This is a genomic window from Edaphovirga cremea (assembly GCF_003332275.1).
Lineage (GTDB): Bacteria > Pseudomonadota > Gammaproteobacteria > Enterobacterales > Enterobacteriaceae > Edaphovirga > Edaphovirga cremea.
The window spans coordinates 43,425-57,720 of the sequence record NZ_QOVA01000009.1; the positions used below are offsets into that span (position 1 = coordinate 43,425).

General features: G+C 49.4%; 16 protein-coding genes. 7 read left to right on the forward strand and 9 right to left on the reverse strand.

Going from position 1 to position 14,296, the window contains the following annotated elements; translation table 11 throughout:
• Positions 1-24: 24 nt before the first annotated feature.
• Both dapD and DRI82_RS13795 read left to right on the forward strand, forming a co-directional pair.
• A complete protein-coding gene (gene dapD / locus DRI82_RS13790; RefSeq protein WP_114194501.1) occupies positions 25-849 on the forward strand; it encodes a 2,3,4,5-tetrahydropyridine-2,6-dicarboxylate N-succinyltransferase in 825 nt (274 codons plus the stop codon).
• A gap of 182 nt (positions 850-1,031) precedes the next feature.
• Positions 1,032-1,424, forward strand: coding sequence for a DUF3461 family protein (locus DRI82_RS13795; protein WP_114194502.1), 393 nt, complete (start codon positions 1,032-1,034; stop codon positions 1,422-1,424).
• Between the two features lie 164 nt (positions 1,425-1,588).
• Here DRI82_RS13795 and DRI82_RS13805 read toward each other — a convergent pair whose 3' ends face one another.
• From DRI82_RS13805 to syd, 5 genes are all read right to left on the reverse strand, one after another.
• Complete coding sequence (locus DRI82_RS13805) at positions 1,589-2,041, reverse strand: flavodoxin (protein WP_114194504.1); 453 nt, start codon at positions 2,039-2,041, stop codon at positions 1,589-1,591.
• A 14-nt stretch (positions 2,042-2,055) separates the two neighbouring features.
• A complete protein-coding gene (gene truC / locus DRI82_RS13810) occupies positions 2,056-2,844 on the reverse strand; it encodes a tRNA pseudouridine(65) synthase TruC (protein WP_114194505.1) in 789 nt (262 codons plus the stop codon).
• A gap of 1 nt (position 2,845) precedes the next feature.
• A complete protein-coding gene (locus tag DRI82_RS13815; RefSeq protein WP_114194506.1) occupies positions 2,846-3,172 on the reverse strand; it encodes a YqcC family protein in 327 nt (108 codons plus the stop codon).
• Between the two features lie 746 nt (positions 3,173-3,918).
• Positions 3,919-4,077, reverse strand: a complete 159-nt coding sequence (locus tag DRI82_RS24765; protein WP_114194508.1) for a SecY-interacting protein Syd — start codon at positions 4,075-4,077, stop codon at positions 3,919-3,921.
• Between the two features lie 1,368 nt (positions 4,078-5,445).
• On the reverse strand, positions 5,446-5,997 hold the full coding sequence (gene syd / locus DRI82_RS13835) for a SecY-interacting protein (RefSeq protein WP_114194510.1): 552 nt from the start codon (positions 5,995-5,997) through the stop codon (positions 5,446-5,448).
• 72 nt (positions 5,998-6,069) lie between these two features.
• Between syd and queF the strand changes: the two genes are divergently transcribed.
• The 3 genes from queF (at position 6,070) to xni (ending at position 9,236) form a co-directional block, all read left to right on the forward strand.
• Complete coding sequence (gene queF, locus DRI82_RS13840; RefSeq protein ID WP_114194511.1) at positions 6,070-6,915, forward strand: NADPH-dependent 7-cyano-7-deazaguanine reductase QueF; 846 nt, start codon at positions 6,070-6,072, stop codon at positions 6,913-6,915.
• A 116-nt stretch (positions 6,916-7,031) separates the two neighbouring features.
• Positions 7,032-8,396 (forward strand): nucleotide 5'-monophosphate nucleosidase PpnN, encoded by a 1,365-nt coding sequence (gene ppnN / locus DRI82_RS13845; protein WP_114194512.1) that lies wholly within the window; start codon positions 7,032-7,034, stop codon positions 8,394-8,396.
• Positions 8,397-8,471: 75 nt separating this feature from the next.
• Positions 8,472-9,236 (forward strand): flap endonuclease Xni, encoded by a 765-nt coding sequence (xni, locus tag DRI82_RS13850; protein WP_114194513.1) that lies wholly within the window; start codon positions 8,472-8,474, stop codon positions 9,234-9,236.
• Between the two features lie 69 nt (positions 9,237-9,305).
• Here xni and rlmM read toward each other — a convergent pair whose 3' ends face one another.
• The 4 genes from rlmM to DRI82_RS13870 all read right to left on the reverse strand — a co-directional run bounded on the left by rlmM (position 9,306) and on the right by DRI82_RS13870 (position 12,390).
• A complete protein-coding gene (rlmM, locus tag DRI82_RS13855; protein ID WP_114194514.1) occupies positions 9,306-10,406 on the reverse strand; it encodes a 23S rRNA (cytidine(2498)-2'-O)-methyltransferase RlmM in 1,101 nt (366 codons plus the stop codon).
• Complete coding sequence (locus tag DRI82_RS13860) at positions 10,399-10,794, reverse strand: DUF423 domain-containing protein (protein ID WP_114194515.1); 396 nt, start codon at positions 10,792-10,794, stop codon at positions 10,399-10,401. The genes rlmM and DRI82_RS13860 overlap by 8 nt, the downstream gene beginning before the upstream one ends.
• A 93-nt stretch (positions 10,795-10,887) precedes the next feature.
• Positions 10,888-11,805: a transcriptional regulator GcvA gene (locus tag DRI82_RS13865; protein WP_114194516.1), complete on the reverse strand. Its 918-nt coding sequence runs from the start codon at positions 11,803-11,805 to the stop codon at positions 10,888-10,890.
• Positions 11,806-12,168: 363 nt separating this feature from the next.
• Positions 12,169-12,390, reverse strand: a complete 222-nt coding sequence (locus DRI82_RS13870; protein ID WP_114194517.1) for a YgdI/YgdR family lipoprotein — start codon at positions 12,388-12,390, stop codon at positions 12,169-12,171.
• A gap of 209 nt (positions 12,391-12,599) precedes the next feature.
• Between DRI82_RS13870 and csdA the strand changes: the two genes are divergently transcribed.
• Together csdA and csdE are read left to right on the forward strand one after the other, a co-directional pair.
• The gene (gene csdA / locus DRI82_RS13875) at positions 12,600-13,805 is read left to right on the forward strand and encodes a cysteine desulfurase CsdA (RefSeq protein WP_114194518.1); all 1,206 of its coding nucleotides are present in this window, start codon (positions 12,600-12,602) and stop codon (positions 13,803-13,805) included.
• 52 nt (positions 13,806-13,857) lie between these two features.
• A complete protein-coding gene (gene csdE, locus DRI82_RS13880) occupies positions 13,858-14,295 on the forward strand; it encodes a cysteine desulfurase sulfur acceptor subunit CsdE (RefSeq protein WP_114194519.1) in 438 nt (145 codons plus the stop codon).
• Position 14,296 lies beyond the last annotated feature (1 nt).

The following is a 14,296-nucleotide window of genomic DNA, read 5'->3' on the forward strand; positions in this document are numbered from 1 at the left end:
CTACAAATCAGGACAGATACCAGGATGCAGCAACTACAAAACGTTATTGAAATGGCTTTCGAACGTCGCGCAGAAATCACTCCGGCGAACGTAGACACTGTAACGCGCGAAGCGATTAACCAGGTCATCAGCCAATTGGACAGCGGCCTTTTGCGCGTTGCAGAAAAAATTGACGGTCAGTGGGTAACGCATCAATGGCTGAAGAAGGCCGTGTTGCTCTCTTTCCGCATCAATGACAACCAGGTTATGGCAGGGGCTGAAACCCGTTATTACGACAAAGTGCCGATGAAATTTGCTGATTACGACGCAGAGCGCTTCCAGCGTGAAGGTTTCCGCGTAGTGCCTCCTGCGACCGTACGCCAGGGTGCATTTATCGCCCGTAATACAGTTCTGATGCCCTCTTACGTCAACATTGGTGCTTATGTCGACGAAGGCACGATGGTGGACACCTGGGCTACCGTGGGCTCTTGCGCACAGATTGGCAAAAACGTCCATCTGTCTGGTGGTGTCGGCATCGGTGGGGTTCTCGAACCACTGCAAGCCAACCCAACGATCATTGAAGACAACTGTTTTGTCGGTGCCCGCTCAGAAGTGGTCGAAGGTGTAATCGTTGAAGAAGGTTCGGTCATTTCCATGGGCGTTTTCATCGGTCAAAGCACCAAGATTTACGATCGCGAAACCGGTGAAGTGCACTATGGCCGTGTCCCTGCAGGTTCAGTTGTGGTTTCAGGCAACCTTCCGTCAAAAGACGGCAGCTACAGCCTGTACTGCGCAGTGATTGTGAAAAAAGTTGACGCCAAAACCCGCGGTAAAGTGGGTATCAATGAGCTGTTGCGCTCTATCGACTAAGCTTTCTTACCCGTGATACTCCGAGCTGCAGATGCGTTGGTTGCAGCTCGGAGTATTCAGTGTGGTGGGCTATGCCAGGTTAATTTCCCGCTATTTTTTTGCCTTCATTACGATAGTCTCACATACTTGGGCATGCAAAGAAGTCATAATGAATCTGTGGATTAAACCAATAAGGTGGCGCTATGTATGACAATCTGAAAAGTCTGGGCATCAATAATCCCGCTGATGTAGATCGCTATAGCCTTCGTCAGGAGGCCAATAACGACATTCTTAAAATCTATTTCAGAAAAGATAAGGGTGAGTTTTTCGCCAAGAGCGTGAAATTTAAATACCCACGCCAGCGTAAAACTGTTGCTGCGGATAGCTCAGGCAGAGGGTACCGTGAAATTCATGAGATCAGCCCAAATCTGCGCTATGTGATCGACGAGCTCGATCAGATCTGTCTGCGTGATCAGGTTGAAGTTGATTTGAAACGTAAAATCCTTGATGACTTGCGCCACCTTGAATCCGTGGTGACGAATAAGATTGCGGAGATAGAGTCTGACCTGGAAAAACTGACGAAGAATGGCCACTAAGTTCTGCGACCCATACGCGTCAAGGCATTTTATTCAAGGCAATTTGTTTCAAGAAAAGTTATTGCAAAACAGTTTATTGCAAAACCATTTGTTGCAAAACAGTCGGTTTAAAAACAGTGGTGCAATCAGCGCCACTGTGATTTCAGAACGCCCCAAAATAGGTATCAACTCTTAAGCAGCGTTCCCCAATGTTCAACCCATGGGCTAGACACCACTTCCGCTTCAGGCTGCTCAATAGCGTCTATTTCCAGCATCTCACCAATGCGTGTAGCGCCCTGCTCCTGCAACAATGCGTCAAAAGACCGGCCAGCGCCGCAGAAGTTATCATAACTGCTGTCACCCAGAGCAATAAGGCCGTAGCGTAATTCGGGTTGGTACCCCACGGTATCACGAATGACCTCGTACAGCGGGGCGATACTGTCGGGGAGATTCCCCTGACCCGTGGTCGAGGTTATGACTAGCGCGTAGTGCTGTCGGTAATATTGCCACTCTTCCAACGTCCCCTCTTCGAACAGTTTAACGTCATGCCCCTGTTCTTTGAGAATGTTCTCAGCTTCTTCGGCAACCAGTAACGCATTACCGTAAACGGTCCCGACAAAAATCCCTACCTGAGCCATCAATGACACTCCATTTATCTGATAACAATCTGTCCGCTATCCTGACCCGACGGGCTGGCAAACTCAACCCCTTCAAGCGCAGGGAGAATTCCTTTCCAGCCAAAATCACCGATCAGCCCCTGCCAGCGTGAATCCAGGGGAGCGGTGATCGACAGATGTTCACCGGTTACCGGATGACTCAATTGCATCTGACTGGCATGCAGCATAAGGCCAGGGCAGGAAAAATGCTCAACCACACCGCGATTTTGCTTCAGGTCACCGTGAGTAGTATCACCAATAATAGGGTGCCTGAGATGCGACATGTGGCGACGTAACTGGTGCTTGCGTCCGGTTTGCGGTTGCAACTCCATCAGGCTGAAACGTGACGTTGGGTAGCGTCCAATCGGCAAGGGAACTTCGACGCTGGCTAACGCACGATAGTGAGTGATGGCCGGTTGCGGTGCTTTTTGCGCACTCGAAAATTTATCGGCAATTTTGTCCAGTTCCTCCGTCAGTGCATAATCAACGGTTCCATCGTCAAGCAAATAGCCACGCACTATCGCATGATAAGTTTTCGCAACCTGATGCTGCTCAAACTGCTGAGACAGACTCCGCGCCACGTCACTTGACAGCGCCATCAACAAGATCCCCGACGTTGGGCGATCCAGACGATGCACGGTGAAAACGTGCTGACCAATTTGATCGCGCAATGTCTGCATAACAAAAACGGCCTCGTGGCGATCCAGCCAGGTACGGTGCACTAACCAACCTGCGGGCTTATTCACCGCCACCAGATGTGAGTCCTGATAAAGAATTTCCAGCATTTCAGTCTTCTTTATTCAACAGGTCATCAAGGCGCTGTAACGCCGCCATTAAATTCCCGTGTCCAGTCAGGACGCCGTTAAATGCCATCTCAAAATAGGGAGTAATCGCAAATCGAGTGGGTAACGGGGCATTCTGGTCCAGCAGGGCATGCATTCTGGGGATCAATACCCATTGCAGCCACTGCTCAGCATTCATCGTATCTACGCAGAATGGCTCAACGCTTTCGAAGGATTTTGGCTCAGGTGGCTGGGATTGCCACAACGACAAATCGCGCATCTCCTGCTCAATTTCCAGCAGGCTCTGTCGTACCCGTGTTTCTGTAGTCATCAGTTACTCTCAGCAGAAATACCAGGTTCATAACCATGGCGTGCCTAAAGAGTGAAAGCATAGCACTGTTGATGGGACTCCCCAACTAGTGCCAGGAGTCGAATAATTTGAGGTGGGGTTATTGCAGGCAATATATTCCAGCCAATAAAGTTGGGGGTACTGTTTGCACAGTACCCCCGGTTCGTTTTTCAGCAATCCCGCTAACTAAGTGCTCCCTGCTCAATCCCTGAAAACTTTTCCTTGAGGCATCCTATCCCAGCCATCCCTTGCAGCGTCCTACTTTCATCCTGACAGTTCGTCCTGACATCATCCTGATGTAATATCCTTCGGTCTTCCTGACCCACCAACGCATCCTCGCTGGCTCTCAATCTCCGTCCTGGAGGTGTCCTTTGTTTCTTTCCTGAAACATCCTGACAACATCCCGTTGCTTCCCTAACTCTTCCTGAGTTTGTCCTTTTCGAAGCCGGTATCATCCTGATTATCCTGCTTCAAACCGTTTCCTTCCGGCAAGATAAGAATCTCTCATTTGCCTACGGCTTACAAGGTAGCGTAAGCCTTACTTACAACACCTGGCAGGTTATAAACATAATGCTCTGAATTAACTTATTGAATTAATTACTTTTAAATTAAAAACCAAAGAGAATGTCAGAAAAAATAAGAGCAATGTCTTACAGGCTGTGTGAGAGATCTCTTACACGCTGAGTAGTGGAATAGGATTGCATTTTTAACTCAGACCAATGAGGTCTTCATTCTGGTAAGAATTCGGAAAGGGGACTCGAAAGATTTTCCCTTCGTTTGGTGCCGAACTGCGCCAGCATATCCTGCCCAGAGACATTACGCAGAGAGATCATTCCCCTCGCAGATTCCGTTGCTGCCAGAAGTCGAATAACTTGAAGTGGGGTCATTGCAGGCGATACATTCCAGGCAATAAAGAGGGGGTACTGTTTGCACAGTACCCCCGGTTCGTTTTTCAGCAATCCCGCTAATTAAGTGCTCCCTGCTCAATCCCTGAAAACTTTTCCTTGAGGCATCCTATCCCAGCCATCCCTTGCAGCGTCCTACTTTCATCCTGACAGTTCGTCCTGACATCATCCTGATGTAATGTCCTTCGGTCTTCCTGACCCACCAACGCATCCTCGTTGGCTCTCAATCTCCGTCCTGGAGGTGTCCTTTGTTTCTTTCCTGAAACATCCTGGCAACATCCCGTTGCTTCCCTAACTCTTCCTGAGTTTGTCCTTTTTGAAGCCGGTATCATCCTGATTATCCTGCTTCAAACCGTTTCCTTCCGGCAAGATAAGAATCTCTCATTTGCCCACGGCTTACAAGGTAGCGTAAGCCTTACTTACAACACTTGGCAGATTATAAACACAATATCCTGAATTAACCTATTGAATTACTTATTTTTAAATTAAAAACCAAAGAGAATGTCAGAAAAAATAAGAGCAATGTCTTACAGGCTGCGTGAGAGATCTCTTACACGCTGAGTAGTGGAATAGGATTGCTTTTTTTTACTCAGACCAATGAGGTCTTCATTCTGGTAAGAATTCGGAAAGGGGATTCGAAAGATTTTCCCTTCGTTTGGTGCCGAACCCTACCATTATAACACCATGCCACTATAACCCGCCCTCAGACATTACACCGTGAGACCATTCCCCTCGCAGATTCCGTTGTTGCCAGAAGTCGTATATATTGCAGACAACAAAAAGGGGTACCCTTTAAAAGTACCCCCTGATTCGTTTTCAGCAATCCCGCTAATTTAGTGCTCCCTGCTCAATCCCTGAAAACTTTTCCTTGAGGCATCCTACCCGGCTATCCCTCGCGGCGTCCTACTTTCATCCTGACAGTTCGTCCTGACATCATCCTGATGTAATATCCTTTGGCCTTCCTGGCTTACCAACGCGTCCTTGTTGGCGTTTAATCTCCAAAGTGGAGGTGTCCCTTGTTCCTTTCCTGAAACATTTTGGCAACATCCCGTTGCTTCCCTAACTCTTCCAGAGCTTGTCCTTTTAAAGCGGGTACCATCTTGATTATTTTGCTTCAAACCGTTTCCTTCCGGCGAGGTAAGAATCACTCATTTACCCACTGCTTACAAGGTAGCGTAAGCCTTACTTACAACACGCAGCAAATTGTGAACATAATATTCTGAATCAATTTATTGATTTAATTAGTTTTTAATTAAAACACGAAGAGAATACCATAAAAAATAAGAGCTTTGTCTTACAGGCTGAGTGCGACATCTCTTACATGCTGAAGAGTGGAATAGGATTGTACTTTTACTCAGACAAACGAGGCGCTAATCCAAATAAGAATTCGGAAAGGGAATTCGTAAGTTTTTCCCTTCGTTTGGTACCGAATTGCTCCTGTATAACCTGTCCCGAGACATTACACAAAGAGATCATTTCCATCTCAGACTCCGTTGTCGCCAGAAAAAGTGTTGGCCCAAGCTTCAGTCGTTTTTGCGTGACCAAATGACCGATCAGATTTTCCTGTAGACGGATAAAATCATCCTCGCTCCAAACCTGAAGCAATGTCACATCCTGGTTATTCCAGCTCGCAGACATGTCTCCCGCGAACTGGCTGGTATAAAAACGATGAATCTCTTCACGCAGGCTGATTTCCAACGCTCTTTCAACGTTCGCCAGGGAAGCTGACCCAACAAAAGGTTGCGGCAGCCAAAAAACCTTGTCATCGGTACTCCGCTCAATACAAGGCGAAGGCACACCATACAGTGCCTCACTCGCTGGCGGGAATCCGGTTTCACGCTGCCATAGCGCGACATAGCGATCCGTAAATTCGCGCAATGCCACTGAAACATCATGCGTCATAATTTCTCTCATCTTCCGGGGTGGGTAAGTTAAACTAGCGCTATTGTACCTATCTATTAGCGAGGAGACAGCATGTCCTCAACCAATAAGCATCAAGCCCTGGCGGGTTTAACGTTGGGCAAACCTACCGCTTACCGTGATATCTATGATGTCAGCCTGTTACAGGCGGTTCCGCGCAGCATGAATCGCGAGCCGCTTGGCTTGTATCCGGATGCGCTGCCTTTTCACGGTGCCGACATCTGGACACTGTATGAATTGTCCTGGCTGAATGCCAAAGGCTTACCGCAGGTTGGCGTGGGTGAAATCAGTCTGAACGCCGACAGTACCCATCTGATTGAGTCGAAGAGTTTCAAGCTTTACCTCAACAGCTTCAACCAGACCCGCTTTGAGGATTGGGAGAGCGTTCGCACCACGCTGGAAAGGGATTTATCAGCCTGTGCTGAAGGTAACGTTACGGTAAACCTCTATCGCCTTGATCAGATTGAAGGCCAGAATATCGCCCGTTTCGAGGGTGAATGCATTGATGATCAAGATATCGAAATCGATGACTATCAGTTCAGTAGCGAGCATTTGCGTCATTCAGCCGGATCTGACCCTGTTGAGGAAACGTTGATCAGCCACTTGCTAAAATCCAACTGCCTGATCACCCATCAACCTGATTGGGGCTCAGTGCAAATTCATTATTCTGGCGGCAGAATCAACCGTGCAGCGCTGTTGCGCTACCTGGTCTCTTTCCGACATCACAATGAATTCCACGAGCAATGCGTTGAACGGATCTTTAACGATCTGCTGCATTATTGTCAGCCGCAAAAACTGGCAGTCTACGCAAGATATACCCGCCGCGGAGGTCTGGACATAAATCCTTGGCGAGCCAACTTCCAATTTAGTCCTGCAACAGGGCGGTTAGTCAGACAATAATACGAGGGGTTGCTCAAGAACTAAGCTAACGATACGTTACTATTGGTAAAAAATCAGGGACACCGTTAAGGTTAGATCAATAACAAACGCACCAAGAAAGGTGCAAAGGAGTCATCTTGATTACACATGTCAGCCCGCTCGGCTCAATGGATCTGTTATCGCAGTTGGAAGTCGACATGCTGAAACGCACGGCCAGCAGCGACCTTTACCGTCTTTTCCGTAATTGCTCCCTTGCCGTGTTGAATAGCGGCAGTCAGACCGACAGCAGTAAAGAACTTCTTGAACGCTTCGAAACCTTTGATATCAACGTCTTGCGCAGGGAGCGCGGCGTTAAGCTTGAATTGGTGAATCCACCGGAAGAGGCCTTTGTTGATGGGCGGATTATCCGCTCATTGCAGGCAAACCTGTTTGCTGTATTGCGTGACATTCTTTTTGTGAATGCACAAATTGTCAGCGCAGGTGAACTCCAGGAAATGAATCTGGAAAACTCTGTGCACATTACCAATCTGGTCTTCTCCATCCTGCGTAACGCCCGTGCGCTGCACCTGGACGAGGATCCCAACATGGTCGTATGCTGGGGCGGACACTCAATTAACGAAAGAGAGTACCAGTACGCACGCAAAGTAGGGAGTGAACTTGGCCTGCGTGAACTGAATATCTGCACCGGTTGCGGACCGGGTGCCATGGAAGCACCGATGAAAGGTGCCGCCGTTGGACACGCGCAGCAACGCTACAAGCTAGGTCGTTTTATCGGGATGACCGAACCCTCAATTATTGCAGCTGAGCCACCAAATCCGCTGGTGAACGAACTGATCATCATGCCGGATATCGAAAAACGTCTCGAAGCCTTTGTCCGTATCGCGCACGGGATCATCATCTTCCCTGGTGGCGTTGGTACAGCGGAGGAGTTGCTGTATTTGCTGGGTATCCTGATGAATCCGGAAAACAGCGATCAGGTTCTGCCGCTGATTCTGACAGGTCCAAAAGAGAGCGCGGATTATTTCCGTGTCCTTGATGAATTCATTATGAATACGCTCGGTGATGAGGCTCGTCGCCACTACACCATCATCATTGACGATCCGGCTGAAGTTGCCCGTCAGATGAAAAAAGCGATGCCTACTGTGAAAGAAAACCGCCGTAATACTGGCGATGCATACAGTTTCAACTGGTCAATCCGTATTGCGCCCGATTTACAGTTACCTTTTATGCCAACGCATGAAAATATGGCGAATCTGAATCTTTATCCAAATCAACCCGCAGAGTTGCTGGCCGCGTCATTACGCCGTGCCTTCTCTGGCATTGTGGCGGGTAATGTGAAAGAAGTAGGGATTCAGGCCATTGAGGAGTTCGGGCCGTACAAGCTTCACGGTGATCCGCAGATGATGAAACAGATGGACAGTCTGCTACAGGGATTTGTTGCCCAACACCGGATGAAACTTCCGGGGTCGGCGTATGAACCTTGCTATGAAATCTGTGCCTGATCGCATCAACTGCCCGCAGCGGACGGCAATTTGCCGTCCGTTACTTCTCACGCACTTTTTCTCTGGCCCGCGCCAATGATACATCTTCTGATAGTTGATGCTTTAAACCTGATCCGCCGCATTCATGCTGTACAAGGCTCACCTTGCCTGACCACTTGTCAAAACGCACTGAACCAGCTCATTCAGCATGCGCAGCCTACACATGCCGTTGCGGTATTTGATGAGGACGATCGGGCGAACAGTTGGCGGCATCAGTGCCTGCCTGATTATAAAGCCGGGCGTTCACCCATGCCTGAAAACCTACAGCAGGAAATGCCACAACTGCGCGCTGCGTTTGAAGCCCTCGGTGTCGCCTGTTGGCATTCCGCTGGCAATGAAGCAGACGATCTGGCCGCTACGCTGGCTACCAAAGTTGCGGCAGCGGGTCATCAGGTCACCATCGTTTCCACCGACAAAGGATATTGCCAGCTACTGGCGCCTAATATTCTTATCCGCGATTACTTTCAAAAGCGCTGGTTGGATATGCCTTTTATCAAGGCAGAATTCGGCGTAGAACCTCAACAGCTCATCGATTATTGGGGATTGGCGGGGATCAGCAGCAGTAAAATACCCGGTGTACCGGGAATCGGGCCAAAAACAGCCGTGACGCTATTGCAAATGCAGGAGGCAGGAACGCTGGAGGCGCTCTATCAGAACCTGGAGGCGGTTCCGGATAAGTGGCGTAAAAAACTGGAGCAGCATCGGGATTTGGCCTTTGCCTGCCAGCAAGTTGCCAGCCTGAAAACAGACGTGGCGCTGAATGGCAACCTGCAACAACTCAGATTGCCACCCAGCCAATAATCACGCATAAGAAATAATTGCAATTCAGACATCCATCCACGCTGAGTATCAAGCACCGTGGATAAATGATTAACGCTCGTCGCGGCGTCCAGGTACGGCGGACCAAATGCGGCGGACGTGTACAGTGACCTCTTCTCGATCGTGATAAAGCTGTTTGGCGTGGATCTCGGAATTGATGCCCTGCTCATCAAGCAGTTGCTTAATCATTTGCAGATTCTGCGTCACTTCTTCATAACGCTTTTTCATCGGTAATTTGAGATTGAAGATCGCTTCGCGGCACCAGCCCTTCACCAACCAGTTAGCCATCAGATGCGCAACCTTGGCAGGTTTCTCCACCATGTCACACACTAACCAGTAGATATTGCTGCGCGTTGGCTCATAGCGGAAACCATCTTCACGGCAGTGCGTTACCTGACCGGTATCCATCAGGCTCGGTGCCATCGGCCCGTTATCGACAGCAAACACCATCATGCTGCGCTGAACCAGTTGATAGGTCCAGCCCCCCGGACAGGCACCCAGATCTACCGCGTACATGCCGCTGGCAAGGCGCTCATCCCACTCATCGGCAGGAATAAACACGTGAAATGCCTCTTCCAGCTTCAGCGTTGAGCGGCTTGGCGCTTCAGAAGGAAATTTGAGGCGCGGGATGCCCATATAGAAAGGGGAATTGTTATTGCTATAGGAGTAGCCGACATAGCAACAACCGGAAGCGATAAAGAAGACGTGGATGACGGGGCGCTGAGGATTCTCTTTGGTCATCAACAACTTCTGCGCCCGCAGTGCAGAACGCAGCGGCACCGTCAATTTGCGGCAGAAACGGGTCAACTCCTTCGCCTCGTTGGTATCAGGCATTTCAACCCGCAGTTCTCCTGCGTTTTCAACCACTCCCATCAACATACCAACAATAGGCGATACGCGATCTTCTGGGGGTAAATCTTTCAGTAATTCGCCGACCACCAGAATCTGTCGGGCAAAAATCAACTCGCGGAAAGGCAACGCGCGGGCCAAACGATCGGCGTCTTCTGGTTGATAACACTCAAACAAAACGTAGGCGCTGTTCTCTTTTACGCGGGCAAAACCGTAAATCTCCAGCGCAGCGGCCTTCTCGGTAATTTCTGCAGCGCACTCTTTCTCAAAGCCCTGGCGGCAATATAAAGCTAACTTATTCATGACGTTCTGCCCTTTTTCTCAGACGCAGCGCGCCGATCAACATTAAAATCCAGCCTGCCAAAAAGCAGGTGCCGCCAATAGGCGTGATATATACCCATAAATGTAGGTGGGAAAGTGCCATGCAATAGAGGCTACCGCTAAACAGAACGGTTCCCAACGCCAGCAGTGCGCCACTCCAGTAAAACCACAGGCTAACCCGGCGCTGCATCGCCACCGCCAACGCCAGAATCGCCAGCGTGTGAAAACCTTGATAATTCAGGCCGGTCTGAACCCAGGCCATCTCTTTCAATCCAAGAGAATTACTCAGTACGTGTGCGCCAAAGGCACCAAACGCAACAAAAACAAAACCGCTCAACGCGGCAAAAATCAACATCGCACGACTACTCATCGTCTTAACCTTTTAATAAAACCAACCCAGCGTTGTGGTGCCTATGCCCGTCATACTTCAAGCCGCAGGTGCTTTGACCGCGCCCGTGCACCCTCAACTTTCGTAGCGGAAGCGGAATTTTTCTTGCTCGCTGGCAGCTCTTGCCAATATCCACTGACGAAAGGCCGCTATTTTACCCAGTTCTGCCTGACTGTCATGACATACCAGATAAAAAGCATTTTTACTCACCAGAACTTCATTGAAGGGGCACACCAAACGCCCGGCTTCGATCTCCGTTTGCGCCATAACATTATTGACCAGTGCCACGCCCTGCCCGTGTACGGCAGACTGAACCACCATCGCGCTGTGACTGAAAATAGGTCCTTGTTGCACATTGATATGCTGTAATCCCAACTGCCGCGTATAGGCCAGCCAATCCCGCCGGGAAGTGTCATGCAACAAAGTATGCCAGGACAAATCGGCAGGAACCTTGAGCGGATGTTCGCCTTGCAGCAACGCAGGGGCACATACCGGCAGCAAATATTCGCTATAGAGTCGCTCGGTCCGCAGGCCCGGCCAGTTTCCCCGGCCATAAAATATCGCGACATCCACATCATCAGCCAGTTTATCTTCCTCGCGGTCAACTGCCTGTATACGGACATCGATGCCAGGATACGCGGTATTAAAACTGGAAAGACGCGGAACGAGCCATTGTATGGCAAAGCTGGGAGGTAAACTAACGGTGAGAGCCCCTTTCGCACTGCGCGCCTGCAGCTTACGGGTGGCATCATTGAGCGCGGAAAAAATCTCTTTTATATCAAGATAATAACTCTGACCTTCCTCGGTCAGCAGTAAAGAACGGTTTCGCCGCCGGAATAATTTCAGCCCAAGAAAGTCCTCAAGCGATTTAATTTGATGGCTCACGGCCGCCTGGGTGACGAATAGCTCCTCCGCAGCCTTAGTAAAACTAAGGTGACGCGCGGCAGCGTCAAAAACCCGCAGGGCATTTAAGGGTGGCAAACGTTTAGACATGGATTGGATACTTTTTGTTAACGATTTATCACCAGATAAATCCGTTTATTTACGTATTAGTTTTTTTTATCCGAGCCATTATAAATTGTCCGTTGAGGATGCACCAGCAAATACCTATAGTAGCGGCACTTCCTAAGCCGGAACGAAAAGTCGAAGGGTATGAGGATATCTTGAGGCTTTTGGCTTGTGGTTGTGATGTTGTGTTTGCAAATTGTCTGGAGAGCCAGACTCGAGTGGCGATAGCCGCTCTTTTTCACTTCCTGTGCATTTACCCTGTCTGTCTATAGTGATTTTATGCAGCACCGCACATTGCGCGGTGCTTTTTTTTTGCTTATTTTACAGACCGTCCTGGCCCGCTAAAAATTACTTCCCTTGCACCATCTCTTTGACTTCTGAGCGATTGATCTGCTGCTCATTGCCATAAGCATCGGTGTAACTGATCATGCCAGTATCATCATCAACTTTCGGTTTTCCGTCTGCAACTATCGTGCGACCATCATTGGTATGCATAACATAATTGCTGGAACAGGCTGCTAAGGTGAAAGTTAGCATCAGCGCTGAAAATACTGCAGCGATCTTCTTCATTATGGACTCCTTGTGGTTTTATATATTTGTAGTTTTATATGCTTCAAAAACCGTTGATGTCATTAGGCAAAATTTTCTACCCATCAATATTCAGCATAACAAACTTTTCAGATATTGCCAGAAATTGGCCAAATTCGCTCAGCAATGCCTTGTCTGCCAATCAGAAATAGGACAGGATCACCTGCTGACATGAGGAAACATAAAATCCAATGATGCTTTTCGATCCTTCCGAATTCCGTCGGAATTTCCCCGCGTTGACTAACGGTGGGGTGTATTTAGACAGTGCGGCAACGGCGCTGAAACCCCAGGTGATGATCGATGCCACGCAGCGTTTCTATGCGCAAAGCACAGCGACAGTCCACCGCAGCCAGCATAAGGCGGCGCAAGCCTTAACCCGGCAATATGAATCTGCTCGCCAGCAGGTTGCCGAGTTGATTAACGCCCCGCTGCCGCAGGACATCATATGGACGCGTGGTGCAACAGAAGCCATTAATCTGGTGGCACAAAGCTACGCCAGACCCAGACTGCAACCGGGTGATGAAATTCTGGTAAGCCAGGCGGAACATCATGCAAATCTCATCCCCTGGTTGATGGTCGCTGAACAAACCGGCGCAACCGTGGTGGAACTGCCTCTTGATGAGCATGCACTCCCCGATTTGGACGCATTAGTTCAACTATTGAATCCGCGCACACGATTGCTTGCCTTGGGTCAGATGTCGAATGTCACGGGCGGTTGCCCGGACTTACAACGCGCTATTGCGGTGGCGCACGCCAACAACACGCGGGTAGTTATCGATGGGGCGCAAGGTGTTGTCCATTCTCCAGCTAACGTTCAGGCATTGGATATTGATTTTTATGCTTTTTCTGCACACAAACTGTATGGCCCGACGGGGATGGGTGTGCTCTACGGAAAAACTGAACTGCTCAATGAAATGGATGCATGGCAAGGCGGAGGAAAAATGCTGACCCAAGCTTCGTTCTCAGGTTTTACGCCACAAGCGGTGCCTCATCGTTTTGAGGCTGGCACGCCGAATATCGCTGGCGTTATTGGCCTGAGTGCCACCCTGACATGGCTTAAACAGATAGATACCGTACAAGCCGAAGCCTATGCCCGCCAACTTGCACAACACGCCGAAGAGAGACTGGCAGAACTACCGGGCTTTTGCAGCTATCGCCGCTCTGACTCAAGCTTGCTGGCGTTTAATTTTGCCAATATGCACCACAGTGATATTGTCACGTTGCTGGCCGAACAGGGAATTGCCATCCGCGCTGGGCAGCACTGCGCACAGCCACTGATGGCACAACTTGGCGTGAGCGGTACGCTGAGAGCCTCTTTTGCTCCATATAATAACGAGCAAGATGTTGATGCCTTGGTCATTGCCGTCAAAAATGCATTGTCGCTGTTAGCCGATTAAGTTATCAGCAGATCAAACGAAAATTACCGAATAGATAGAATCCGGAGCATTTATGCTTGCCCCCCATCCGTTTGGCCGGGAAATCACCACAGAGTCGCTTATCAGCACGTTCGCTGCCTTTACTCAATGGGAAGACAAATATCGTCAACTCATTCTATTGTCCCGCAAGTTACCGGCTCTGGATGAGTTATTGAAAACGCCAGCCATTGAGCTTTCCGGCTGTGAAAACAGAGTGTGGCTGGGGTATCAGATACAAGAGAATGGCACGCTGCATTTCTATGGCGATAGTGAAGGCAGGATCGTCAAAGGATTGCTGGCAATTATTCTTACTGCGGTCGAAGGGAAAACACCGCAAGAGTTAATCCAGCAGGATCCTCTCGCTCTTTTCGATACATTGGGGTTGCGCCATCAGCTCAGCGCCAGTCGCGCCAGCGGCCTGCAAGCGTTGTCAGACGGGGTTAAAAACCTCGCCCAACGCGCTATTTCCTAAA